Source organism: Skermania sp. ID1734 (assembly GCF_007489285.1).
GTDB lineage: Bacteria > Actinomycetota > Actinomycetes > Mycobacteriales > Mycobacteriaceae > ID1734.
Genome location: NZ_VLIY01000030.1, coordinates 1 through 25,557, shown reverse-complemented (window position 1 = coordinate 25,557; position 25,557 = coordinate 1). Strand labels below are relative to the sequence as shown.

Here is a 25,557-nt window from a genome sequence, read left to right as displayed (position 1 = left end):
ACGACCTCGTCTCCGACCGCGCCATCGCCGCCAAACCGCTGATCCTGACCAGCAACCGCGCACCCAAGGACTGGTACCCGCTGTTTCCCAACCCCGTCGTCGCCGAATCCCTACTCGACCGACTGATCAACACCAGCCACCAGATCCTCATGGACGGCCCCTCCTACAGGCCCCGCAAACGCCCCGGCAACCGAGCCACCGACACCGGCCGAACCAGCCCGCTACGCTGAACACGGCACACCCGAACATGGGGAATTACCTGACAGACACCCCTGGGGAATTAACTGACCGTCGACATCTGTAATGTCCGCATATCCGCCTCCGACTGATCACCCCCGAGCTGCACGGAACCGCCTTCCCGGGCTCGGTTGGCTAGGGGTACTGAAGATTCTCGAGCTGCGCATCCTCGGTCGCATGCAGCGTCACCACGCGCAGGTTTCATCTGCGTCATCACAAGTTGTCGTTGCCGCGAAAAGGTCGCGGGAGTCGGGCCACTGCGTGCGCTGCAACCTCGCTGAGGAATTGTGCGCCTAGAAACGAACAGTCAATGCTTCAACGACGCCCACGACTAGACGCCAGTCAGCTCAACCCGCTGAGCATCACGCGCTCGCGCGGGATGGCCGAGCGCAGACGAAATCCGCACTCCTTGCGGGCACCGCTCTACCCAGTCCAGGAACATACCGACGGTTGCTGACGGGTCCGGACGCTCTCCGTCCGACGACATATCGTCGGACGGATCAGCTAGAGCGCAAGACTCATCGATCACCGAAGCCATCCGCACACGGCCCTCTCCGCGAACGAATAGGTTGGCAAATCCACCGACCGCACGCAAACGGCCCAGCACTCTCGACAGCGGCTCTTCCTCAAGCGCGACCACGACCGCACAACTACCATCGGAATTCGTCACTGGTAGATCGCAGTCGGCGAGGGCACCGCACGCGAGGCTCAAGTTCACCTCGCTACGAAATGCATCCAACTTGGATTGGTCCATGTTCGCATCACGCTCCTTGCCGCGCGCGACTTTGCGCCACCGCACGGTCAAATGCTAGTGCTACACGACAAATTCGCGCGCGGCAGCACACAACGAGAGCGCGCGGCAGCAGTAGCCAGAACCAGGGCGCGACTGCTACTTCGGCGCACACTCCGCAACGTCCACATCAACCTCCGGCTGATCCACCAACGGCTGCACGGGGAATCGCACCTTCCCGGGCTCGGTCGGCTCGGTGTACTGGAACTGCACCTCCACCGTCTTGCCCCGCGGGATCACCGTCGGCGCCGTGAAGATCTGCCGCTGACGCTCTGTGCCGACCAACGGGAACGGCAGCGGCTTGCCGTCGACAGTTACCTTCGAGACCTTCGCGCCCTCGGTGGCGTACAGCGTGACCACCGGGAAGGCCGTTGCCTTCGGCGTTCCCCGGTTGTCGAATGTCCCCGCCACATAGTCCGGGTAGTTGGCCACCTCGGGCGGTGCGGTGTTGGTGAGCTTCACCGTCACGGTCGACGTCCGGGTCGGCCCGCTGCAATCGGTGGCCGTCCACGACATGTCCCGGGTGATGTAGTAGTCCATCTTGTTGCCGCCCTGGTTGTTCAGAATCACCTGGGCGTAGGGCGCCTTGTCCTCCGGCACGTCATGGGCGAGCGGCGTCTTCTCCAGCAGCGCCTCGATGGCCGGGTCTTCACTCCAGACCAAAATTCGGCGCTCGGTGGCCGCACGCCCCAGCGCCTCGAGCAAGGCCTGCGGGTGCTCGATCTTGCTGGTCATCTTGCTCACGACGGCGTCGGCGATGTCCTCGAGGTACTGCTTCCGAGCCGCGTTGTCTGTCGCAAACCGCACGTACGCGGTGGACATGGTCAGCTTGACCACGTTGTCCGCCGTGACCTGTTCGCCGTCCTTCAACGTCACCGGTCCGACCGCGCCGAGTACGTAACTGAGCGCCACTGGGTCCGTCGCAACGACGCCGTCGACCTTCTTCCCGCCGGACTGCTGCTCCCACATCGACTGCCAGATTCGCGCCGCGAAGGGAAAGTTCGCGCTGAAATTCGAGTTGCGGAAGTCGGTGGTCGGGTGGAAGCCGCCCCCGCTCCACTGCGCGGCGAACTCCGGACCGAGATCGATCGGCTTGAGCCCGTTGAACGGAAATGCGCTATTGCTGGCCACCTTCGCAACCGCGACGTGCCCGTTGACCGCGTTCAGAATCCCGAATCCACCGAGCAAGCCACCGGTGCCGCGCGCCTCTGCCGGTGTCGTGAAGCCGATGAAGTACGACCTGGGCCCATCAGCACCGAGCATCGCCGGCGCCAACTGCGCTCCCAGTGCACTGTTGTGCAGCATCGTGGTGAGGTTGGTGACCTCGTCAATCAGGCCGGTCCGCGCGTTGTTCACCAGCCAGATAGGCGCTGCATCAACCTGTTTGGCTTGTGCCTGCACCTGATCCGCTGAATTAGCCAGGCTCTGCAGCCGCGGCACCGAGGCCCGCAGCGGCGCGAGGTTCACCGAGCCGCCAGGATGCACGATCGTCTTCGGCGACAGCGCCTCACCCACATCTACGGCGGGTATCAGGATCTGTTGCGCCACCGAGTGCACAACGCCCGCCATCTGCTCGATCGACGTGAACGCACCGCCGAGCCACGGGATGTTCTCCGCCGTGTTCCAGGTGAAGGTGTCGGTGTGCCGCACGGCAGCCTCGGCGGACGCTTCGGCGCTCGCGGCGTCGTCGTGTGCCTTGGCTGTGTCGCCGTTCAACATGGCCGACTTCGCCGATTCCGCGTCGTTCTTCGTCGAATTGAGATCGAAGTACACCCTCAGCAGGCAGAACAGTAGCCAGGCCACGGCCAACACGATAAGAATCGCAATCGCAATGCCGGTCCTTTTCAGGATCGTGCGGCGGCGACTAGGGCGATTCGGTGTCGGGTCTTCCTGTGCTTGTTCTTCCTGCGTTGCGGTATCGGAGGTCATGCATCTTTCCTGTCGGTTGGCTCCGCCAAGACTGCCCCGAAGGCGCCTGGAGCCACAAATGGCGAGTGCCCGCCCACCTGAACGAGCAGTTCGATGAAGCCATCTACCAGCCCACGCGCGGCTTCCGAATCGAAGAGGTCGGTGCTGTAGATGCACCACCCATCGATCCCGGTGGGCTCCCCGGAAGCATCGTAGTGATCATTGAGGCTGAACTCGAAGTCGTGCTTGGCCAGGTCGATGTCGATCGGGTGCTCCTGCACCATCATCTCGTCGGCCTCAAGCTCGACCGGCGCCATCCCCGGCTGCATGATGAACTGCACCTGGAAGAGTCGATCGGTGGTGCCGAGCGCCTCTTGCAGTCGCGGATTGTCGATGTCCGGATGCGCGTACGCATTCAATGCCGCGAGGCGCACTCGCCGTACCAACTCGGCGAACGGCACGTCGGCATCCACCTGCACGCGCAGGATGACGTCATCGGCGAAGCCGCCCACCACCTTGTCAAGGACCGGGTCGTCACGACCGGCGATCGCGGTAGCGAACACGATGTCCGAGTTCCCGGAGAGCCGGCTCAGGTACCACGCCCACGCGGCCTGCATCACCATGAAAAGACTTGCCGCGCAGGCACGTGCGACACGAGCGAGCGCCGCATGGGTTTGCGCGTTGATATGAACGCGTTCCCCCGCACCCGCGGTGCCACGCACAGCCACCGGAGTTTTGGCGCCCGGGAACGTCATCACCGGCACCGGCTCGGCGAGCAGATTCGTCCAGTACTGGAGTTGACGCGACCCTTCACTGTCCGGGTCGTTGAAGTCGCCCAGCACTTCGTGCTTCCACAACGCGTAATCGGCGTACGTGATCGCCAGCGGCTCCCACCGCGGCGCCATCCCGGCGGCTCGGGACAGATAGGCGGTCAGGAGATCCCGACCCAGCACGCTGATGCTGCGACCATCAGCCGAAATATGGTGCACCACAAGGGCGACCACGTGGGACTGCGGCGCGACTTCGAACAGCGCTACTCGTATCGGAAGGTCAGACAGCACGTCGATGGGGTCCCAGAGAAACTTCTGTAACGCGACGTCCATTTCGTCGACCGCGATCCGCTGCGCCTCGAAGGGAACGTTGTCCACATCGACGTCGAGAATGACCTGGACCGGCCCCTCGTCGGTCTCCGGGTAGATGGTGCGCAATGGTTCGTGCCGCTCCATCACGTCATGCACCGCCCGATACAGCGCCGGGATGTTGATCGGCCCGTCGATGCGCAGTGCCGACGGAATGTTCCAGTCCCCGTTGGGTGCTCGGTGCGCCTCCACCCAGATTCGGCGTTGCGCCGGGGCGAGCGGCAGTACCTCCGGACGCTCGTAGGGACGCAGCCGAACCGACGACGGGCCTTCCTCCAACAGCCGGGCCAGCCCGGCCACGTTGGGTTCAGTGAAGATGTCGCGAACGGTGAGGTTGGCGTCGAGCACCTCGTTGATGTGCGACACCACGCGCGCCGCAAGCAACGAATTGCCACCGAGTTCAAAGAAGTCGTCGTCGGCGCCAACCCGCGGCACCCCGAGCAACTCGGCAACCACATCGGCGATCGTCTTCTCGATCGCACCCTGCGGTGCCCGGAAGACGTTGGTGCTGTGGAAATCCGGCAGGGCAAGCGCTGCACGGTCGAGCTTGCCGTTGGCGGTGACCGGCAGTTCGTCGAGCAGGACGATCGCATCGGGAATGAGGAACGACGGCAGCCGCGCCGCCAACTCCGCACGCAGCCCGGCGTCATCGAGTTGGACGTCACGCTCCGGAACCACGTAGGCGATCAGTCGGTTGCTGCCGGAGGCATCCTTGCTCACAATCGCGGCCACATCCGAGACGCCGGCAAGCCCACGAACGGTCGCCTCGATCTCCCCCAATTCCACCCGGACGCCGCGGATCTTCACCTGCGCGTCATCGACGCGGGAAACAAACCCCAGTGAGTCGTCCGCTCGGCGGCATACCAAATCGCCGGTTCGGTACAGGCGACCCTCCCCGAACGGGTTCGCGATAAAGCTCGCCGCGGTGACGCCAGGCGCGCCGAGGTAACTCTGCGCCAAAGATGAACCGGCGACGTACAGTTCGCCCGCGCCACCCACGGATACCGGTCGCAACCATTGGTCGAGCACGTAGGCGGTGGTGCCGCGGACCGGCCGGCCGATGGTCACCGCATCGGAAACAGCGGTCAACGTCGCGACCACGGTCGCCTCCGACGGGCCGTACGCATTGATGAGCAGGCGCCCACCCGTTACCCAGCGCGCGGCCAGCTCACTCGGAAGCGGTTCCCCACCAACGCCTATCACCTGAAGGGCGGGAAGATCGTCAGCCTCCAGCGAGGACAGCACCGACGGTGTCGACAGGTAATGGGTTACGCGCTGAGTAGCGAGATACTCGGCCAGCTCCACGCCCGCGAACACGTCCATCGGCGAAACCACCAGCGTGGCACCGGAACCGAACGCCAATAGCAGCTCCAGAAGGGCGGCGTCGAACACCGGGTTGTAGCCGTGCAGCACCCGCGAGTCCGGCGTCACCCGATACTGCTGCACCCCTTCGGCGCACAGGCTGGCGAGACCGCGGTGTGTTACTTGCACACCCTTCGGGGTGCCCGTGGAACCGGAGGTGAAGATGACGTAGGCAATGTCCGATACCTGAACCGGTGTGTGGAGTGCACTTGAATCTTCCGGCTCCGCAGACTCTTTTAGATCCACATAGGAGAGCGCGCCGGGCACGATTTCCGGATCGCCGATCACCAGGTCGGCGTGTGAATTCTCGATGAGCAAGGCGAGCCGCTCGTCAGGCTGCGACGGGTCCAGCGGAAGGTACGCGGCGCCCGTCTTGGCGATGGCCCATAACGAGATAACAAACTCGACCGAGCGGGGCAGCGCGATTCCGACGACCTTCCCGCGCCCGCAACCCCTACCAATCAAATTGCGAGCGAACTTGTTTGAGAGTGCGTCCAGCTCTGCATAGGTGAGTGCCTGCACCCCGTCAATGACCGCCGGCCGTTCGGCAAACCGCTCCGCCGTTGCGGTAAGCAGTTGCGGCAAGGTAGTTTCCGGCGCAGCCGGGCCACCGATGAGAGGCGCGCTCGGCGCAAGTTCGATGTCTTTGACACGGCTTTCCGGTTGCTGCACAACGAAATGCAGAGCCGAGATCAGGTGGTCGAGGAACGACTGCGCTGTCGACTTCTCGTAAGTGTCCGGCGCGTACCGAATTGTCAGGGCCAATGCGTCTTTCGAGACATCGACCGACAGATCTAGATCGGCGTCGGAATCCAGGACGCGAGCTCCCCAACCGATCGCAATTGCGGGCGACGCTTGCTCGGCCGTCTCGCGTTCCGTCATCGCCTCGTCGGCGGTGATCTGCCGCGCATACTCGGCCCGAACGCGTTGCACCGCTTCGCGAATGGACCGTTGCGGCTCCACCGCCAATCTGGTGGTTCGCATCTGGCCGCCGACGGGCACCGCGATCGCGGTCTGCACGCCTGGCCCCAGGCGCGACAGCACCGCGGAGACCACGGCGTGCAGCACCACGGGCGCCGGCACTCGCCAGCGCCGGCCGAGGGCGACCAGTTCACGCCAGACATCGACGGTATCGCTCACGGAGGCCGACTTGACAGACTCCGGGGTGCGCGGACGGTCTGGCAGCACCGCGGCGAATCGTGTTGCCGGAGAACGATGTAGCCGCGCTGTCGCTAAGTCGCCATTCTTGACAATCTCGTAATTGCCGTCCCGGCTCCACCGCGCCTGCTGGCCGGTCACGAGCATCCGACCGTTCGCGAGGGGCGATGCGACAAACTGGGTGGCCGTCAGTGCACTGCTGCCAAAGATGCCGCGTGGTAGGTCTGCGAGCTGGTACAGGTCGCCGACCACCCCGGCGGGAACCGGCTGCAGCCATCGATTGAGGATGGCGACCTGCTCGGTCTCGGTCGCCTCGCCGAAGTCGCCGACGAGTTCCGGCGCGGTCCGGAGGCTGGCGTGGGTATGCGCGACACCCGTTAGCGAACTACCGGCGGTGATTTGATAATCGATCAACGCCAGGCTGTCTGGATGCGGCTCCGCGAACGCCCGGGTCGATTCGGCATCGACGTCGGCTGTGAGATCGAAGCGCGGCAGTGTGTCCGCAAGGCTCACAGTGCTGCCCAAGACCGCGGCAACGTCCGCATCAGCAATGACAAGCGCAATTGCTTCGGCTCCGGCCGCCCCGTCGATCGGCACGCTGGCGGCGCCGCACAATGCCGCGGCCCGGATGCCGACCAGGCGGTCGACCGGATCGTCGGCAATGACGGCGACGCGGTCTTCGATACCGATGCCGGCATCACACAATCGCCTGGCCAACCGGCGCGCGCGGCGTTCACATTCAAAGGATCCGGTGATCGGCGAGCGCGGCGCTTCCTCTGGCACGCTCGCGCGGGCGCGCAGCGTGTCGATTTCGAGCGGTGTCAGCAACGGCAAGGTGGCCAGTCCGCGTTCCGGGTTGGCCACCGCATAACGCAGGTAATGCAGGAAGCGCTGCAGGTGTTCGCGCAGCGTCGCCTCGGAGTAGAGGTCGGGATTGCCCTCGAAGTCGATGCGGATGCTCTGGCCTGCGACGCTCGGATAGATGTTCACTGCAAGATCGGCAATCGGGCCGGTGGTCAGGACGTTGAACTCGCCGGTGACGTCTCCGAGCCGGATCTCCCGATGGAACATCATGATGTTGATGGTCGGGCCGAAGGTCGCGCCGTGCGCCGCGCCGTGCACGAACTCGCGCCGCATGTCCTCGTACCGGTAGCGCTGATGGCGCAGCGCGCCGGTTAACTCGAGTTGGACGTCGCGCACCAGGTATTCGAGCGACTTGCCTGGATCGATCTTGACGCGGATGGGCACGACGTTGGATACCGTGCCGCCGGAATTGCGCGACGCCTTGGTGGTGCGAGCCGAAACCGGCAGGCTCAGCACGATGTCTTTGCGGCTGGTCATCTGCGCCAAGAACGCCGCCAGCACGGCGAGAATGACCGGCACCTCGGAGGAGTTCCAGCGCTGAGCCATCTCGGAGATGCCGCGCGCGGTCGGCGCGTCGAGGACTTCACCGAACACTCGGGAAACCAGTGTGGGAGCGGCGGTGGAATCGGCCAGGCTCACCGGCTCAGGCAATCGCGCCAATCGGCGGGCCCAGTGTTCGCGGTCGATGTCGAATCGGCTGGTATTGCGGTACTGCTGTTCGGCTTCGTAAAGCTTGCGGATCCCGATGCCGCGAAAGGGCGGCGGCTCGGTTCCGTTGAGGGAGTGCGTGTAGTACTCGGCGACGCGATTCATCAGCGTCATGGCGCCGTGGCCGTCGAGCACCAGGTGATGCACCCAGCTCATCCAGTAATAGTGGTCTTCACCGAGGTGGATCAGCGCCGCGGCGATCAGCCGATCGGTGAATACGTCGAGCGGCTTGGTGTACTGCTGCACCATCCACTTTTTTGCTTCGGCGACTGGATCGGGAGCCGAGCGCAGGTCCAGGTAGATCAGGTCGTCCTGGTCTTCGACGCTCGGATCGAGCAGTTGTAGCACTTCGCCGCCGACGTCGACGATGCGCAGGCCCGGCGACTGCACGTCCCAGCAACCCTCGACGCTGGCGGCTTTGAGGCGGTCGCGGTCTATCGGGCCGCGAATCTCGACGTACTGCGCGACTACGAGCGGCACTTCCGGGTGTAACTGCTGGACGAACCAGAGGCCCTCTTGGGTAGGCGCCAAGCGAAAGGTCAGGCCCGCTTCTTCTGCCTCGCGATTGCTGCGGGCATCGCTTGCGCGTACCAAATGGACCCTCCCCTCAGCTACCTCGTCGTTGCTGTACTTCCGTGGCACCCTCCGCGGCGACGTCGAGTCCCGTGCCGACCTCAAGTAACCCTGTGAACACCCTCTCGAGGTCTTGACAACGTGAGGGATTCTACCCACTTGGTACGTTGACATTCGCCCAACACGTCGCAGCTGTGACCCGCGCGATATGCAGTCCCCACGGGCATTGCTGATGCCCCGTTAACGCTTTATCAAATAATCGGACCAGCGCAAAACGTGAGTCACCCGGGCGAGCTGTTACGGCCGTCGAGTAGGTTTGAGCCGTGTCCACGGGGAGTTCACAGTGAGCCGGTCGGTCGGAATCATCGGCACCAGGGGCTACCCCAGCTACTACGGCGGTTTCGAAACGCTGGTCCGGCATCTCTCTCCCTACCTTGTTGAACGCGGCTGGGACGTGACGGTGTACGGCCGAGTCGCCGAAGTCGTCCACGATGCTCCCCGTGATGAGCGGGTCGAGTCGGTGCTCACGCCAGGCGTCGAGTCGAAGTCGCTGAGCGCCCTCACCCATGGCCTGACCGCCGCTGTGAGCGCAGCGCGTCGCAAACACGATGTCGCATTAGTCATGAACGTCGCGAATGGGTATTTCTTGCCGCTTCTGCGTGCACGCGGGATTCCCTCGGTGGTCAACGTCGACGGCATCGAATGGGAACGCGGCAAATGGGGGCGGGCAGCGCGGGCAGCGTTCAGAGGCGGCGCCCGAATGACCGCCCGCTGGGCCAATCACATTGTGGTGGATTCCCAAGCGATCGGTGATTACTGGTCGCGCGAATTCGGCCGTGACGGCACATATATCCCGTACGGCGGTGAAGACCCGGGGCCAACCGCGCCGCCGCCGATCGATTTCCACGGCAAGCCCTACGCGCTGATGGTCGCCCGGCTGGTTCCGGAAAATTCCGTTCCGGAATTTCTCGACGCCGCCGAGCAATTGGCCGAAGACTGGCCGGTGGTGCTCGTGGGCTCCTCGGGCCACGGCAGCGAACTCGATGACCGGGCACGTTATTTATCAGCCCATCGGCGGAACTTCCACTGGCTCGGCCACCTCGCCGACGACAACACTCTCTATGCGCTGTGGCAGAACGCGGGCGTGTACTTCCACGGCCACACGGTCGGCGGAACAAATCCGGCTTTGGTGCAGGCGATGGCGTGCGGGGCACCGGTGCTTGCCCGAGACACGGTATTCAACCGGGAAGTCCTAGGCGGGGCGGGAACCTATTGGGATGGCGAGACAGCACCGCTCGCCAGTTTGATCGATGAGTTGCTCGATGACCCACGATTCCAGCGGGAGCTCAGCGAAGGCGCCAGGAAGGCGGCCTTCGAACGGTTCACCTGGGACGGTGTTTGCGCGGCCTATGCCGACGTCCTGCAATTAGCTGCCGAAAGAAAGTAGCGGGCGAAAGGCCCTATTTGTGATTGGTTTGAAACATACCGAATGGTTTCGATTACTTTCTAATAAAGCCCTGTTATATTGACCTCCACGGTCGGCGTCCAGACGTTTGGGCGGACGAGAGAGGGCATTCGCCATGCAGCGACAAATCGACGGTTTGTTGCTGTGGCGATAATGAATCGGCCCAGGCAGTCCAATGATGTTCCACCCGAGACGACCGCCAAGCTAGCCCCGATCGACGGCATCGCAGTAGTGCTGGTGACGCACAACGGCATGCGCTTTCTCGACGAACAACTCGAGTCCATTGCGTGCCAATCCGTGCTTCCGAGCGCTGTCTTTCTTGTTGACGATCGCAGTGACGACGGTTCGAAGCAACGGGTCATCGATTTCTTTGCCGCATATCCGGATATCCGATTGGTCGTCGTAGACCCGCCCGGTCCGCCCAGCCCGTACCTGTACACCCGCGTCGCCGCAAACTTCAGCGCCGGTTTGCGTGCCGCTTCCGCGTATCGGTTCATTGCGCTCGCCGATCAGGACGACGTCTGGCAGCCACAACGGTTGCAGCAGCAGCGTGATCGCCTACTGACAACCGGCGCGCTCATGACGGCCGGCGACGCGATGGTGATCGATGACGCCGGCGCACCGACCGGAACATCTCTGCGACAGCAGTTTCCGGCGTTGGTCGACTGGGAAATCGCTTCGCCTGCAAGACGTTTGAAATCGATTCTGCGCGGACCCACAGTCACCGGTGCTGCATCGATGGTGACCAATGAGATGGCCTCGTTCGGGCTGCCGATCCCCGCCGGATGGTTGCACGACCGCTGGTGGTCGCTGGTAGCCGTCGCCAGAAATCAACTGGACATCGACGACACAGCGGTGCTGCGCTATCGGGTGTATGCCGAGCAGGCCGTCGGGTTCAGCGGTGTTGAACGGCCATCGGGCTGGCAGCGCGTCCTCACAGGCATACGCCAACCGGTCCATTCCGCGTCGAAATTCCGCGATCTGATGATCACGTTGCCGCGCAGCGCCGACGCAACACTGGCATCGGAGCTATCGGCACGGAAGTTGCTCGACGCGTATCTCCTACGGCCCCACCACGTAGCCGCCGTTCCGCAGCCCGATCCGCTGTTCGCGCCGGTTCGATACGACTTCGCGTCGCGCGCGAAAGCCTTGGTGCCGTGAGTTCACACCAACCTGACGTTGTCGCCATAGGCGGCGAGTTGACGGTCTCGGGTAAGTAGCGTGAGCCGCTCGGCGCGGGCCTGGGCGACGAGCATCCTGTCGAACGGGTCGCGGTGAATCAATGGCAGACCACTCACTACACACGCGTGACGGAGCGTGATCGGCAGCGGTTGTAGGTCGCTTCCCTCGATGACGCTCGCGAGGTCTTCGTCCGCAGTCAGTCTGCCGAGTTGTTGTTTGATCGCGACTTCCCAAGCCGTGACGGCGCTGGCATACACCTCAGTCTCATCATCGATCATGGTTTTCGTCTCGGCAGAGAGTTCGTCAGAGTCGATGAGCCACTACAACACAATGTGGGTGTCGAGCAGCAGCCGCGGCGGGGTTGGCACCGTCACCGGCCGCCCTCGAATTCGGTGGCGATAGCGGCGTTCGTTTCCTCGCTGTCCCAGTCAGGAGCAAATCGCACCTTGGCGGCGAGAGATCCGCGAGCAGTGCGGGACGCCCCGCGCCGGTACCGCACGACCCTCGCGACGGGCACTCCTGCGCGGCTGATGACGACGTCCTCCCCGCTCTCGACACGTTCGATGATCCGGGATAGCTGAGACTTCGCTTCGTGGATGTTGTACTGCTCCACATAGCCAGCTTAGCTAAGTTAACCCACCGATCGGTTATGGCTCTCATTGATCAGTGCGTATACACACATATGTGCGCATACACGACGCGACACTTGCTCAGCCGCATGTGTGTATAGACATACACACTCCCTACCTACAGATCGTTCGCAACCCTGCCGGGCACCCCGAGAACATACCGCCCAGTCTCGATTAGATATGACTACCGTGCTGTTATATTGACCACATTCCGATCCCGGGAAACCTGCGTCCCCATTACCCGCTCAAGGCAACGGATAGCCGCTGCCACCGATAAGCCGGAAGGTTCCGTCGTGACCGAATCAGCCCTCGATCCTTCGGTGTTCCTCGACAGCAGCGACTTCCGCGCGGAACCGGACGAGCAACTGCAGCAATTGCGAACCCGCTACATCGATCTGCTGCGTGACACCCTCACCATGGCGCTGTGGGACGCGGCTGACGGGAACCAACTTCCCATCGCCCAGGAAGGCTCGGCGGTGGATCTGCGCGCCGACGGCCGCGACTGGCCGCAACTGGCGCACACCATGACCGGAGTCGCACGCATGAAGAACCTGCAGTTCTGTGTGGAAGACGTGCTGGCGCGAGGGATTCCAGGAGACTTCATCGAAACTGGCGTGTGGCGTGGCGGCTCCTGCATCTTCATGCGCGGGATCCTCGCCGCTTATGGCGTAAACGACCGCCGGGTGTGGGTCGCTGACTCCTTCGAGGGTCTGCCGCCACCGGACCCTTCGAAGTACCCCGCTGACGCCGGAGATGCCCTCTACACCTACAGCCAACTCGCGGTCTCCAAAGAGGATGTGCAGCAAAACTTCCGGCGCTACGGCCTGCTCGATGATCAGGTCGTTTTCCTGAAGGGCTTCTTCCGGGATACGTTGCCAACTGCACCGATATCCCAACTTGCCATCGTGCGCCTCGACGGGGACATGTACGAATCCACAATGGATGGTTTGAACAACCTCTACCCCAAGCTTTCCGAGGGCGGCTACCTGATTGTCGACGACTATGCCCTGCCGGGCTGCCGTCAGGCCGTCACCGACTTCCGCGCTGCGCACGGCATCACCGATCCCATGGAGGTGATCGACTGGACCGGGGTGTACTGGCGCAAAGGCGCCGACACTCTCGGCGACGCCGCAATAGAGGGTTCGACTCTGCCCGAGCGGTATGAAAATCTCATCGCCGAATACCACCGCTTGGCCACCGAGAATCGGCTGCACTCCGCCACCATCGCCGGCTTGCAGGCGAATTACCTGACTGCCGCACAGCAATTGGAAATGTTGCGCAGTTCGCGCACGCTGCGCTACACCGCAAAGCTCCGCGACGCGTACGGCGCCGCGAAGCGCACCATCCGCCGTTCCCACTGACGCGCCGCACGAGGAGCCAACCGTGGCAAGCAAATACAGCTGCGTCGTCGATGTCTCAGCGCCCAACACTTCCCACTCGATTGCGGTGCGGATGCTCGGTGCTAACCAGCGCGTTCTGGAACTCGGTGCCGCCGCAGGCGACGTGACGCGCGTACTGGTGGAGCGCGGTTGTGATGTCACCGCCGTCGAATACGACCCCGACAATCGGGCCGACCTCGAAGCCGTTGCGCAACAGGTAATCATCGGCGATCTCAACGACCCAGACCTGCTCGATTCACTGACTGGCCAGTTCGACGCCGTGCTGGCCGGTGACGTGCTCGAGCACCTGATCGACCCCGACGCGGTGCTGCGGCGCGTTGCCAGGTTGCTCGCTCCCGGTGGACAAGTGGTGATATCGCTGCCGAACATCGCGCACATCGACGTCCGACTTTCCCTGCTGCAGGGGAGATTCGACTATCGCCCCACCGGATTGCTGGACCGCACTCACCTGCGGTTCTTCACGCGTAAGACCGTCGATGAACTGGTCGACGGCGCTGGGTTGACCATCATCGAAATGCGCAAGGTGCGGGTGCCAGCCTTCTACACCGAGTTTCAGGTGGACCGAAACTCCGTGCCGCAGAGCCTCGTCGAGGAAATCCTGAAAGACCCGGATGCCGAGACCTACCAGTTTGTGTTCACCGCCGTGCGCAAGAACGGGGACCTCAGCACTCAGCAATTGGCGCAGCGGTACACCGAACTGCTGGAAAACTACGACCGCCTCATCGAGCAGCACGCCCTTGCCCAGCACAAGCTTGCTCTGCTCGAGGCATCGGGCATCTTGCGATACACGGCGAAGCCGCGCCGGGTGTACCACCGCCTGCGCGACGCCGTTTCCGGCAAGTAGCGGTCCAGATGAAGGCCGGACGGATCGGCAGACTCGGTCGACGCTTGTTGCGCCGACCGGCGCATCGCGAACCCGAGCCGTCGACGCGTATCGCGCCGGACCTTTCCGCGGTGGTGACCACGCCGCGGTGGGTCGCCGAGATGGCCGAGCCGGTGACAACGACGCGTCCAATCGACCCACACAGCGACATGGTGTCCGTGGTAATTCCGTCGTACAACCACGGCCGGTTCGTCGCCCACGCGATCCGCTCGGTCGCACACCAGACCTATCGCAATATTGAGATAGTCGTGGTCGATGACGGATCTACCGATGACAGCGCTAAGGTCATCGAACGTACGTTGAACGAGAGCGACTGGGCGAAGGCGACTTTCGTCCGTCAAGACAATGCCGGCGCGCACAACGCACTCAATCGGGCGCTCGAGCTGTGCTCGGGACGCTACATCGGAATTCTCAACTCGGACGACGCCTATCACCCGCAGCGCATCGAGCGACTGCACGGGGTGTGCGCGACCGGCGGTTTCCCTTTCGCCTTCTCCCAGATCGCGTTCAGCGAACTCGCAGTGCCGCCCAGCGACGGAATCGACCACGGCGCCGAGCAGTACCAAATCTGGCACGACCAGTTGTCGAGGTACCCGAGCCTTGGGTTTTCGCTGGTGCGACTTAACGGCACGTGGACTAGTAGCAACTTTTTCTTCACCCGGGACCTCCTCGACCGGATCGGGGCGTTCCGCGACTTTGTCCTTGTCAATGACTGGGACTTTGTTCTGCGCGCGGTCGTCGACTCGGAACCCGCACTGCTCGCCGAGCAGTTGCTGTATTACCGGCGGCATGAGAACAACACTTACGTGCGCGAGGGCACTGTCGAGGCTGCGCACCGCGAGTTTTCCCGCGTGTTGGCCAGCTACTTCGAGTCCGTCCGATACGGCGTCACCGGCAATCCGTTGGCACCATCCCAAGCCAACTGGCCGGACTACTTCCCGTCGTTTCTTGCCGCGGATTCCCAACTTGCACTGCACCCGGCGTTCGACTCGCTCATCGACATCTGGAAATCCACCGACAGAGCTCCGGCCGAACCACCAGAGAGGGTTCCGACGTGACCTTGGGCAAACTCACCCGGCCACCGAAGGGCTTGCGTGACAACCTGCGCCGTTTTCGCGGGAACTCCTACTCAGACCGGCTCACGCCGCCACCGGAACTCATGCAACTGGTCGGCAGCATCACCGCCGACAAATACCACGCGGTGGGCACGGAATTCGTGCGCTACTTCACCGAATATGGCCTATCCCCCGATGCTTCGGTGCTCGACATCGGCTGTGGCAGCGGCAGAATCGCGATCGCGCTGACCGAGTTCTTATCGCCCGGCGCAAACTATCAGGGTTTCGACATTGTGCCGTCGGCCATCGAATGGTGCCAACGCGAGATTTCTTCGCGGTACAACAACTTCGAGTTCTATGTGGCGGATGTCCGAAACCGCTTCTACAACCCCAACGGTCCGGTCACCGGGTCGCAATACCGCTTCCCGCACGATGACTCGACGTTCGACTTCGTCTTCCTCACATCGGTATTCACACATCTGCTGCCAGCTGACTTGGAGAACTATCTCGCCGAGATCGCCCGGGTCCTTAAGCCCGGCGGACGTTGCCTGGCCACCTTCTTCTTGGCCAATGACGAATCGCTGGAGCACTTGGCGACTGGTCGCAGCGACATCGCATTCGACTACAGCTTTGACCACCACCGGGTGATGAATCCTGAAGTCCCCGAGTTCGCGGTTTGCTACGACGAACCGTATGTGACGAAGCTGCTCGCGAATAACGGGCTTTCCGTCCTCGGCCCCGTCCGCTATGGAAGCTGGTGCGGTCGTAAGCAGTTCACCAGCTACCAAGATTTCATCGTGATGGAGCGGCAGTGAGCATAGAAGCGGCGACACAAACGACGGTCGGCGATCTGCAAGTGGTGTGCGTCAGCCACCGTCGCGAAATATTCGACGAATACCTCGGAGCCAGTATCGGTATCGATGACAGCGCGGTGCGGTTCTACGACAACACCGGTGCCAATGTGGCAATCCCGTACCGCTACAACCACTTCATCGACAACGAGATGGGTGCGGGCTGGGTGATGTTCGCCCATCACGACATGCGGTTCGAAGAAGACCCGTGGCCGTTGATCCGCAATCTGCCCACCTCAAGCATCTACGGCGTGGTCGGCGCAGTGGTGGTGCCGGGGCGCAGGTACCTTCACATCGGGCGTGAGGCCGGCAGGCTTCGGATCACTCGCGGGCGGTTTCGTCACGTCCGGTGTCTGGGGCAAGTGAAGTGCCAGACCGATCTTTACCCGCCCGGCGTATTCGGTGAACCTGTCGAAGACTTCCCAGTCGTCGACACGGTCGATTGCTGCTGCATCATTGTGCATTCCTCGCTTATCCGGCGGCACGGCCTGCGGTTCGATCCGCAGTTCGCGTGGCACTTCTACTCCGAAGACTTTTCGCTGACCGCCAAGGCGCGCTTCGGCATCGAGACAAGGGTCGTGCAAATCGATTGCGGCCATTATGGGTTCGGCACGCTCGACAGTGCGTTCCATACCGCGCAACGCAAGCTAGTCGGCAAGCATGCGGGTGTGTTCGCCTCCACCTGTTACCTGCCGCCGGCCGCCACCGAGATCAACAGCTTCGCCAACCGGCGCGGCTTGCTGCTGCAGTTGTGAATCGGCGGCTTTCTAATGGATCAATCCGCGCACGATTCGGCCGACCTTGAGCTTGACCGCCAACCGCGACGCCGCATAGGAATTCAGCACCGGCGTCAGTGTGCGCAACGCGATTTTGCGTTCGTTGGTCAGGTGTGCCGCGACCACAGCCATGTCTCGACGAGACTGCTCCGCCGCGGTCCGGTCGCCGGCCTTCACCGCACGGACATAGTCGGAACCAATGTGCCGCAGCATTCTTGGGGCAACGAGGTCGCCGATCAGGAACCTGCCGTGGTGATCGGTCATGTCCGGCCCGATGCGTCCGAGAAGCTTTTCGAAGTAGACCAAGCGCGAGCGGGCCATTCGCGGCGAGTGCGCGGACGAGCCAGCGTGAATTCGCCACTTGGACAACGACTCGTCGATGAAGACGTTCTCGTAGCCGTGCAGGAAGAGCCGCAGAAACAGGTCGTCGTCCTCATAGCCGACAAGTTTCTCGTCGAACCCGCCAACAGTCTCGAAAGCCTGCCGCCCGATGAGCGACGCCGACGGCAGGATATACATGTCACCCGAAACAAACTGCCCAATAGTCTTTTTCGGATGCTCGCCAGCCAAACTATGCAGCAGGTCCTGGTGGAGCATGTTTCCGTCCAGGTCGGTCTCATCGACGTTGCTGTACACCCAGCCCAGTTCACGGTTGCGGACACCGGTCAGGAACGGCTCGCGCAAAACTTCCAGATGGCGCGGGTACCAGATGTCGTCGTGGTCGAGAAATGCGATGAGGTCGGAGGAGGCCGCGTCGACGCCGCGATTGCGGGCGACAGACTGACCGCCGTTCGCGGAGCGGATAAGGGTGATCGGGCGATCGGTCGCGAGCTTTTCGACGATCACAGCGCCGTCGTCAGTGGAGCCGTCGTCCACGACGATGATCTCGTCGGCGGGAACGGTTTGCGCGAACACGCTGCGCAACGTTTCTTCGATGAAGGTGGCGCCGTTGTACAGGGCGATGACCACCGCGATGGTGGGTTCAAGGCCTTGCTCGCGGGCGTGGGAGTGAGGCACTGCAAACCGCCTTGTTATGCACGTCCGGCCATCGACCGGATTCGTTCGTCGCGCGCAGATCATATCCTGCACACCGATGCGAGGAGGCGCGATGGATCGCACACGTGAACTGCTCAAATACATCGGCAAGCTGGATGCGGGCATTGAAATCGCGCCGTACCACAGCCCGATGGTGCCGCGGCGCGATGGATACCGCAGCATCTCGCTCGATGTGTTCGACGCCGAGACGCTCCGGAGCAAGGCGTGCGAGGATCCGAACATTCCAGCCGAGAACGTTGCACGCATCGAGGACGTGGACCTACTTGGTACCGCAGGCGATATCGCGGAGTTGGTTGCCGCGAGCTTCGGCGACCGGCGTTTCGACTACATCGTCTCGTCACACAATCTAGAACACCTGCCCGATCCGATCCGGTTTTTGCAAGGCTGCGAACGGGTGCTGCGGAGTGGTGGCGTGCTGTCACTCGCTGTCCCCGACCGGCGTTTCTGCTTCGACTTCTACCGACCGGTCACCGAGTTGTCGGAGTGGCTCGACGCGTACCGCGAGCAGCGCAAACGGCCAACTGCGGCGCAAGTTTTCCGCGGCGAGTCGCTGAAGTGCACTCTCAACGGCGTCGGGGCGTGGATGCCAGGTGTAAGCGAGCGGCCCGTGCCCGGGGGCGACCTCGAAGAGGCGTATCGGCAGTGGCTGGCGTTCGATGAGCAACGGGACTACGTCGATGCGCACTGCTCGGCATTCACGCCGGCCAGCCTGGAGCTTTTGCTATCCGACCTACGGTTCCTTGGACTGATTCGGTTACAGATCGTCGAGATAACCGGCCCGAACGGGTGCGAGTTCTACATTCATCTCCGAAATCCCTCGCCGCAGGACGAGCAACGGATCGGAACGGACGAGTACTACGCGCTGCGGGCGGAGATCATGCATCGCGCAGCTCGCGAACTTGTCGATCGGTCCGTCCCGGAAACCCCTTTACAAAAGCTCGCCGCGAACGGACGGGATTGGAAATCCCGCGGCGTAGTGGCGGCACGTCGAAACAGGTACGCCGACAAAGCGATCGACGCGCTGAAGCGAACCACGGGATCGGGGGTCACGCCGTGAGGGCCCCAGTGCGGGCTCGCCGCAAGACCTCGGTGGTCGCAGCACTAAAAGAGCTGTATGGGGCACGGGAATTGGTGCTGAGCCTGACCACTCGCGATTTGAAGAGCCAGTATCGGGCAACAACGCTGGGACACCTCTGGTCGCTGGCCAATCCATTGACAGTGATGGCCGTTTACACCGTGGTTTTCAACTACATCATGCGGGTGCGTCCGGAACCAGGTGATCCGAGCGGACTCGATACCTACGCGCTGTGGTTGCTGTGTGGGCTGCTGCCATGGATCTTCTTCACCGGTGTGGTCACGGGCGGCATTGGCGCCTTGCTGGGCGGTGGTCCGCTGATTCAAAAGGTGTCGTTCTGCCGGTCGGCGCTTGTGGTGTCGAATTCGCTTGCCCTGGTGGTCACCTGGTGCATCGAGATGACGGTGCTGCTGGTGGCTGTAACCATCGCCGGCGCCGACGCGCTGCTCTACCTGCCGATGATTGCTGTGTTCATGGCGCTGTTGTGGCTGTTTGCCACCGGTTTGGCGCTGATGTTCTCGGTTGCGAACGTGTATTTCCGTGACACGCAGCATTTCGTGACAGTGCTACTTCAGGTGTGGTTCTTTCTTACGCCGCTGTTGTATCCGCTGAGTATGGTTGTGCACCAGTCGAAGGCCACCGGCCACTTTCTCGGATTCCTGACCGTGTACCGGCTGTACATGCTCAACCCGATGAGCCAGTACACAATTGCCTTTCGGAACTTGATTTACGACAACAGGATGCCCCCAGTGTCCTGCATACTGCTGTGTGTTGCCTGGTCGCTGGTGATTTCGGTCGCCGGCCTGTGGGTGTTCAAGCGCTCCGAACGAGGATTGGCGGAAGCACTGTGAGCGAACCTGCCATTCGCCTCGACGGGGTTTCCAAACGCTTCCGTGTCTATCGGGAGCGGAACCAGACTTTGAAGTCGATCGCGCTGCGGCGCCGGAGGTCGCTGCACGAAGACTTTTGGGCGTTGCGTGACGTTTCGTTCGACATTCCGCAGGGCAGCAAGTTCGCGTTGATCGGCCCGAACGGTTCGGGTAAATCGACTCTGCTGAAATGCATCGCGCAGATCTTGTACCCCGACAGCGGAAGTGTGACCTCGAAGGGCCGGCTCGCGGCTCTGCTCGAAATTGGCTCGGGCTTTCATCCGGAGCTTTCCGGCCGAGATAACGTGTTCCTGAATGCCGCGATTCTGGGCATGTCGAAATCGCAGATCCGCGCGAAGTTCGACGAGATCGTGGATTTTTCCGGTGTCGAGCAGTTCATCGATCAACCCGTCAAGACGTATTCGTCGGGCATGTACGTGCGCCTGGCCTTTGCCGTGGCCATCAATGTGGATCCGGAGATCCTGCTGCTCGATGAGGTGCTCGCGGTGGGCGATGCCATGTTTCAGCAGAAATGCATGGCCAAATTCAAAGAATTCCAGAACGACGGTCGCACCATCGTCATCGTCTCGCACGCGTTGCCCGTGTTGAGCTCGATGTGCGACTACGCCGCATGGCTGGAAAAGGGACGGTTGCAGGAAGTCGGCGCTACGGCCGGGGTGCTCGAGCACTACGCCGACGCCCACCGTTCGATGGCTCGGGTGACTGCCGATGGTGACGTGCGGTGGGGTACCGGCGATGTGCTGATCGACGAGGTCGAACTGCTGGATCGCGACGGCCGGACACTCCACGGCTCGATCCGAAGTGGGACACCCGTGACGATTCGGTTGCACTACACGGCACGCGAGCGCGTCGCTAGTCCCTTGTTCTCGCTCGCCATTAGCGCGAGCGACGGGAGCGTGGTGTGGAGCGGGAATACTGTCGATCTTTCAGTCGCGCCGTGTGAAGTCGGCAGCGACTACCTCGACTTCGTCATTCCTTCACTCCCACTCGCCGGTGACGATTTCACCCTGACCGCCGTGGTGCACGACAAGACCACCGAAACGATGCTCGATTACCGCAAAGACATCCAGTTGCGCATGAAGATGCACAAGGCGTCGGAGGCCGGGTATGTGGCGTTGGGTGGGGTGTGGGAGCAGCGGGTGCGGGTTGGGGAGGGTGTGTAACCAGGCGAATCGGACTCGTCGCCTAGAATCGCAGCAACGACCTGTCAAATTGCGCGCAGTCGGCGCCGAATCGGAATGGCGCATGAGGTTCGGCACCCACAAGATCTCGGCGCACAAGCGCTCACAGCGATACGGGGGAAGTCTTGCGGCGTCTGGTTGTTAGCCCACATCTCGATGATGCAGTACTGTCCGCATTTTCGGCTCTGAGCTCGGAAGAGGTTACGGTTGTTACTGTCTTCGCCGGTATTCCCGACGTCGGTATTCCACTGTCGTCCTGGGATCTGGCCTGCGGCGTAACAACAAGCCCTGCGGACCACACGCGCCAGCGGCGAAGCGAAGACGAGGCGGCATTAGCCGTCGCTGGGGCGAGCGTCGTGCACCTCGATTTCATCGATGACCAATACCGCGAAGGTGCCACACCGTATCTAGAGATTTCGGCTGCATTAGCGGATCTCGCCGAGGGATATGACGAAGTGTGGTTTCCAGCCGCGTTTGGTGGGCATCCGGACCACCGCGCGACAGCGGTCGCCGCCCTGACACTGAATGGGCCATACAAGCGAATCATGTATGCCGACATTCCATACATCATTCCCGAATTGGAGCGCGCAGGCATTGAGCAAGGCCTAAAATTCGGTTCCGAAGAGAGCCTTGAGATCCTGCTTTCAGCGAGCCCATTCACACCACCGACTCCTCCCACCGCTGTTTCGCTTCCTCCCGATTTGCTGTATCAGAAGCGCATAGCCACTGAAAAGTACGCAACACAGATCGATGTTTTGCGAAAGTCCTTTCCCCAATGGGTCACCGACTCACCGCTGTTTTCGTACGAATGGCACTGGGAGATTCCGAGAACATCCAACCATGCCTGGCCGATTCGACCTCGGCCTGTGCCGGAGCCGGGCCCTCAGTTGAGTGTTCTTGTCGCCACTCCCGAGAACACAACTGAATGGGTTGACCAGGTGCTCGGGGCGCTGGCTTGTCAGAGCGACCGCGACTTCGAGGTAATTGTCGCGCCTTACGGGCCGGCTACCGCCATCCGGGATCGAATTCGATCAAGCGTCGCCGGATCACCGGAATGGTTGGCAAGTCAGGTAGAAGTAGCCGACCGGGCACCGATCGAAACGCTCGGCCAGGCACTTAATACTGGACTCCGACTCGCACGCGGTTCATACCTGAACGTGTTGCTCCCAGGCGATACGCCCGCGGAAAATCATGTTTCCGAATTCTCACGACTTGCTGGAACTGGAGACAGTGTCCGCCTGCTCCAGACTGGGGGCGATCCCGTCGACGAAGGGCTTGATAGTTCGGCCGCAATTGACGACGCGCTACTCCGCTGCGCGGCTGCGGAACCCCATCCACTTGCTCGCTTCGCTATGCCGCGCTTGTTGATGCGGGATCTCGGACTGGGCTTCGACGAACAACTGAACCGATTCACCGACTGGGACCTACTGCTCAGAATTCACCGATTGGTGGATGTGAGCAAGTCAACGCAAACAACTGTGCAACGGGACACCGCTGAAGACAAACCCGTGCACGGAGCGTCGCAAGAAGAATCTGCCGAGAGACGTGCAACAGCCCGCCGAATCGCGGAGAAGCTGAACGCGACGCCGATGGTTATATCTCCTGGAGCGGCCCGCATCATGCGCGAGCGCCTCCACATGGAGGCACACGTCCGAAGCGCGTTTCGACATGTCGAGACCAGCTTGCGGGCCGCACTTGAAAACGAATCGACCCAACGTTCTGCACTGTCCGAGCAACTTGCCGCCGCCACTGCCCTAATCTCAGAACTGCAGGCCACTGACACTGCTCAAATCTCAGAATTGCAGAAGCAGCTTGCAGAGCAGCAAACTGCGGTAAGGGACCTAACTACTAGACTTCAACACTCAGAGACAACTGTTGAAGCAATCACTAATTCAACGAGTTGGCGTATGACGAAGCCACTGCGTAGCGCGAAAAGAAAATTGAGCGAGACTGAACAGTAGTAACTAACGCCGGCGCCTCACGCGTTTCGCGATACGTGCCGCGTGCCTAATTGGCTTGGTGACTCTCCACGATGTACTGTTCAGAATTGCCTCAAGTTGAGCAGAGTCTGCGACAGTCTCCACTACTGTTTCTGGAACATCGCGATGAAGCCTGTGCGCAGAACCGGTCGGGAGCATCACCGGGCTGCTCGCCAGTTTAGCAATGATCCGCTTTTCGTTGGAGCGCCACACCGACTCCGAGTGCGTTACCGCGGAATGCGTACCGCCGTTCCAGCGCCGATAGATTGCAGTGATAGCCTCCGCCTGTTCGACTCCGCACAGCTGGGAAGCTTGCAACAAAAAATCCCAGTCTTCGCAAACATCTAAAGTCTGGTCGAAGCGCAGCCCAAATACCGAGAACAATTCCCTGGGGAAGGCCAGCGACATAAAGGGGGATCGATTCTGCCGGAAATGATCCAGCGGATCGAAACTAGCCGGATATGTTCCCTCAGGTAGCGATATCGACCGCAGTCCCGCACCACTTCGCCACATTGCTGGCTCTATTTGTTGAGTTACCACACAGGCTCGGATAATTCGCCTGGGGGCGGCTTTCGCGGCGGTATGAAACTGCTCGACCCAATCTGCAAACAACAAGTCGTCGTCGTCATACACGGCGATATAGCTTCCTCGAGCCTCTTCCACACCTGCATTCAGTGGGCGGGCGCGAGTGCCACCATTTACCTCGACTACTCGAATTCTCTCGCGGAGCCACTGCGGCACCGACGCCACCAGGGCGTGAACGGCCAAGAGGCTTTCCGGTTCGGCGTTGTGAACAAGACAGATGACATCGAAATCGCGGTCTGTCTGCGCCGCCAGACACAGTAGTGCGTCCTGCAGGCAGTTCAGACGGTCGCCTTGAGTCCTCAAGAGGACAGTCAGAAAATGAGTATGGTCAGAGCAATCCGTGATCTCACGTTCCATCTGGTCAAGCGTCGACCGGAATGATGGACTTGCATGCTCCTTCGAACGTAGCGCGTAGATCAGTTGTTCGAATGTAGAAACTTGACTATCCATTCCCAACGAATTTCCTACCGTATATCGGTCGTAAACAGAGTTAGAATCGATGGACCGCATAGTTCCCTTTCACAAACTGGGCAACGCGGTGGTCAGCGTCCAACTGTTTGGGCAGCCTCCCAGCGGCTAATCGTCGATTGAAGGATTTGAGCGCTGTTAAGTCGGATTCACACTGACCTCTACTAAAATATTTTTCAATTTCATTTACAATGTCGATCCGACAATACTTGTACGCCAACAGCAGAGCAGCTTCGGCTGAATAATAGACTTCGGCCTCACTTACTACAGGTCCGGAAGTTATTGACAATCTCTTGTCGTGGAAAATTCTTGCTTCAGGTTGGTGTACGCAACGATAACCCGCCAGCTTAAGCCGCCATGAGTAGTCGACATCGTCGCAATAGAGAAAGAACGTCTCGTGGTCGAAACCATCAACTGCATTGAACGCATCTCTTCGGGTGAGACAACATGCTCCGGAGCACCAACTTGTCTCGCCCGTATCAGCGTCGTACTCCTTCGGGTGCTCAAGGGGTATTTGACGCGCATCCACTGCACCGACATTGTCCTGCATGGTGTCGATCAGCGCAGCAATGGTGGTCGGAGCGACTATCGAGTCGGGATTGACGAACAGAATGAAGTCCGAGTTGGAACTCTTGGCCAACACATTGTGGCCACCGCCGTGCCCGAGATTGGCCGAGAAGAACTGGTAGTCGAAATCGCCACCCTGCGCTTCGACTAAACCACGCATTGTTTTCTCGGTTTCACCGTCGAGGACGGAGGTCGGACTGCAGTCGCCAGCTAGAAATGACCAGGAGCCCACGAGTCCACGGTCTTGAGCTTCGCGAGCCGATCCCACTAATGCTTCGACGTTCCGGTGAATCCACTCATAGCTGTTGCCATATAGGACCGTTTGAATAGCGAGCGAGTTGGACCCCATCGAAGCGCTGCCCCTAAATTTGCCGTGTAACGCGTCCGCCACCCTACTGGTACAGCACGAACGCTCCCGAGTTCCAGCAATCGAGGCGCAAGCATACCAGGATGAACAGCCGGAACTCCGGATCGGTTTAGTAGTGCCCCATAGAGTGGTGTAACTCGGTGGCCGAGATCGTCTCCGACATCCGTGTCGTTGACGGATGTAGAGCGGCCACCGCGTGATCTTTCGAGTCAACCGTCTAAAGAATCCTCGAGGAGTCATCGCGATGACCGCACCCCATATTGTCGACCCTGCAGGCCTGCTTGGCCAAGCCCTATCTGACGCGTCGCCGGATCTGATGCGCGAGCTGCTGCAGACCATGATCAACGCACTGCTCTCCGCCGATGCCGACGCTGTGTGCGGCGCCGAGTGGAACGCCCGCTCGGCTGAG

At 61.4% G+C, this 25,557-nt stretch carries 18 protein-coding genes and 2 pseudogenes; 13 read left to right on the top strand and 7 right to left on the bottom strand.

All coding sequences use genetic code 11. The features are described from left to right. On the top strand, positions 1-230 hold a 230-nt coding region (locus FOS14_RS23795), incomplete at its 5' end, for an ATP-binding protein (RefSeq protein ID WP_143773297.1). Positions 231-1,126: 896 nt separating this feature from the next. Here the strand turns inward: FOS14_RS23795 and FOS14_RS23790 are convergent. Then, positions 1,127-2,830: a DUF4012 domain-containing protein gene (locus FOS14_RS23790; protein ID WP_255450573.1), complete on the bottom strand. Its 1,704-nt coding sequence runs from the start codon at positions 2,828-2,830 to the stop codon at positions 1,127-1,129. A 122-nt stretch (positions 2,831-2,952) separates the two neighbouring features. Continuing rightward, positions 2,953-8,760 (bottom strand): non-ribosomal peptide synthetase, encoded by a 5,808-nt coding sequence (locus FOS14_RS23785; protein WP_185981923.1) that lies wholly within the window; start codon positions 8,758-8,760, stop codon positions 2,953-2,955. Between the two features lie 322 nt (positions 8,761-9,082). Here FOS14_RS23785 and FOS14_RS23780 point away from each other — a divergent pair, with 322 nt between their 5' ends. Both FOS14_RS23780 and FOS14_RS23775 read left to right on the top strand, forming a co-directional pair. Further along, positions 9,083-10,186 (top strand): glycosyltransferase, encoded by a 1,104-nt coding sequence (locus FOS14_RS23780; protein WP_143773335.1) that lies wholly within the window; start codon positions 9,083-9,085, stop codon positions 10,184-10,186. A gap of 171 nt (positions 10,187-10,357) precedes the next feature. Further along, positions 10,358-11,365 (top strand): glycosyltransferase, encoded by a 1,008-nt coding sequence (locus FOS14_RS23775; RefSeq protein ID WP_143773334.1) that lies wholly within the window; start codon positions 10,358-10,360, stop codon positions 11,363-11,365. A 2-nt stretch (positions 11,366-11,367) separates the two neighbouring features. Here the strand turns inward: FOS14_RS23775 and FOS14_RS23770 are convergent, their stop codons facing one another. Then, positions 11,368-11,700, bottom strand: a complete 333-nt coding sequence (locus tag FOS14_RS23770; protein WP_255450574.1) for a type II toxin-antitoxin system VapC family toxin — start codon at positions 11,698-11,700, stop codon at positions 11,368-11,370. A 56-nt stretch (positions 11,701-11,756) separates the two neighbouring features. Further along, entirely contained in the window at positions 11,757-11,999 is a 243-nt protein-coding gene (locus FOS14_RS23765; RefSeq protein WP_143773332.1) for a type II toxin-antitoxin system Phd/YefM family antitoxin, read from the bottom strand. Positions 12,000-12,380: 381 nt separating this feature from the next. On the opposite strand from FOS14_RS23765, the pseudogene FOS14_RS23760 reads away from it, so the two are divergent. The 5 genes and pseudogenes from FOS14_RS23760 to FOS14_RS23740 all read left to right on the top strand — a co-directional run. Then, a pseudogene (locus FOS14_RS23760) lies at positions 12,381-13,121 on the top strand (TylF/MycF family methyltransferase); the annotation flags it as partial. Positions 13,122-13,398: 277 nt separating this feature from the next. Then, positions 13,399-14,259 (top strand): bifunctional 2-polyprenyl-6-hydroxyphenol methylase/3-demethylubiquinol 3-O-methyltransferase UbiG, encoded by an 861-nt coding sequence (locus tag FOS14_RS23755; RefSeq protein WP_143773331.1) that lies wholly within the window; start codon positions 13,399-13,401, stop codon positions 14,257-14,259. Between the two features lie 8 nt (positions 14,260-14,267). Next, complete coding sequence (locus FOS14_RS23750; protein ID WP_143773330.1) at positions 14,268-15,356, top strand: glycosyltransferase; 1,089 nt, start codon at positions 14,268-14,270, stop codon at positions 15,354-15,356. Beyond that, on the top strand, positions 15,353-16,168 hold the full coding sequence (locus FOS14_RS23745; protein ID WP_221936764.1) for a class I SAM-dependent methyltransferase: 816 nt from the start codon (positions 15,353-15,355) through the stop codon (positions 16,166-16,168). Before FOS14_RS23750 ends, FOS14_RS23745 begins: the two co-directional genes overlap by 4 nt. Next, complete coding sequence (locus FOS14_RS23740) at positions 16,165-16,959, top strand: hypothetical protein (RefSeq protein ID WP_143773329.1); 795 nt, start codon at positions 16,165-16,167, stop codon at positions 16,957-16,959. The genes FOS14_RS23745 and FOS14_RS23740 overlap by 4 nt, the downstream gene beginning before the upstream one ends. A 12-nt stretch (positions 16,960-16,971) precedes the next feature. On the opposite strand, the gene FOS14_RS23735 is transcribed toward FOS14_RS23740, so the two are convergent. After that, positions 16,972-17,997, bottom strand: coding sequence for a glycosyltransferase family A protein (locus FOS14_RS23735; RefSeq protein WP_185981922.1), 1,026 nt, complete (start codon positions 17,995-17,997; stop codon positions 16,972-16,974). A 91-nt stretch (positions 17,998-18,088) separates the two neighbouring features. Here FOS14_RS23735 and FOS14_RS23730 point away from each other — a divergent pair, with 91 nt between their 5' ends. From FOS14_RS23730 to FOS14_RS23715, 4 genes are all read left to right on the top strand, one after another. Next, positions 18,089-19,093 carry a methyltransferase domain-containing protein gene (locus FOS14_RS23730; RefSeq protein WP_185981921.1) on the top strand — a complete coding sequence of 335 codons (1,005 nt, stop codon included), beginning with the start codon at positions 18,089-18,091 and terminating at the stop codon, positions 19,091-19,093. Continuing rightward, on the top strand, positions 19,090-19,962 hold the full coding sequence (locus FOS14_RS23725) for an ABC transporter permease (protein ID WP_255450570.1): 873 nt from the start codon (positions 19,090-19,092) through the stop codon (positions 19,960-19,962). The genes FOS14_RS23730 and FOS14_RS23725 overlap by 4 nt, the downstream gene beginning before the upstream one ends. After that, the gene (locus tag FOS14_RS23720; RefSeq protein WP_221936763.1) at positions 19,959-21,164 is read left to right on the top strand and encodes an ABC transporter ATP-binding protein; all 1,206 of its coding nucleotides are present in this window, start codon (positions 19,959-19,961) and stop codon (positions 21,162-21,164) included. Before FOS14_RS23725 ends, FOS14_RS23720 begins: the two co-directional genes overlap by 4 nt. A 143-nt stretch (positions 21,165-21,307) precedes the next feature. Beyond that, positions 21,308-23,143, top strand: a complete 1,836-nt coding sequence (locus FOS14_RS23715) for a PIG-L family deacetylase (protein ID WP_143773326.1) — start codon at positions 21,308-21,310, stop codon at positions 23,141-23,143. Positions 23,144-23,146: 3 nt separating this feature from the next. Here the strand turns inward: FOS14_RS23715 and FOS14_RS23710 are convergent, their stop codons facing one another. Both FOS14_RS23710 and FOS14_RS23705 read right to left on the bottom strand, forming a co-directional pair. Next, the gene (locus FOS14_RS23710; RefSeq protein ID WP_221936762.1) at positions 23,147-24,103 is read right to left on the bottom strand and encodes a glycosyltransferase family A protein; all 957 of its coding nucleotides are present in this window, start codon (positions 24,101-24,103) and stop codon (positions 23,147-23,149) included. Positions 24,104-24,236: 133 nt separating this feature from the next. Then, positions 24,237-25,130, bottom strand: coding sequence for a glycosyltransferase (locus FOS14_RS23705; protein ID WP_143773324.1), 894 nt, complete (start codon positions 25,128-25,130; stop codon positions 24,237-24,239). 262 nt (positions 25,131-25,392) lie between these two features. Between FOS14_RS23705 and FOS14_RS23700 the strand changes: the two are divergent. Further along, positions 25,393-25,557 (top strand): annotated as a pseudogene (locus FOS14_RS23700) (IS256 family transposase); the annotation flags it as partial.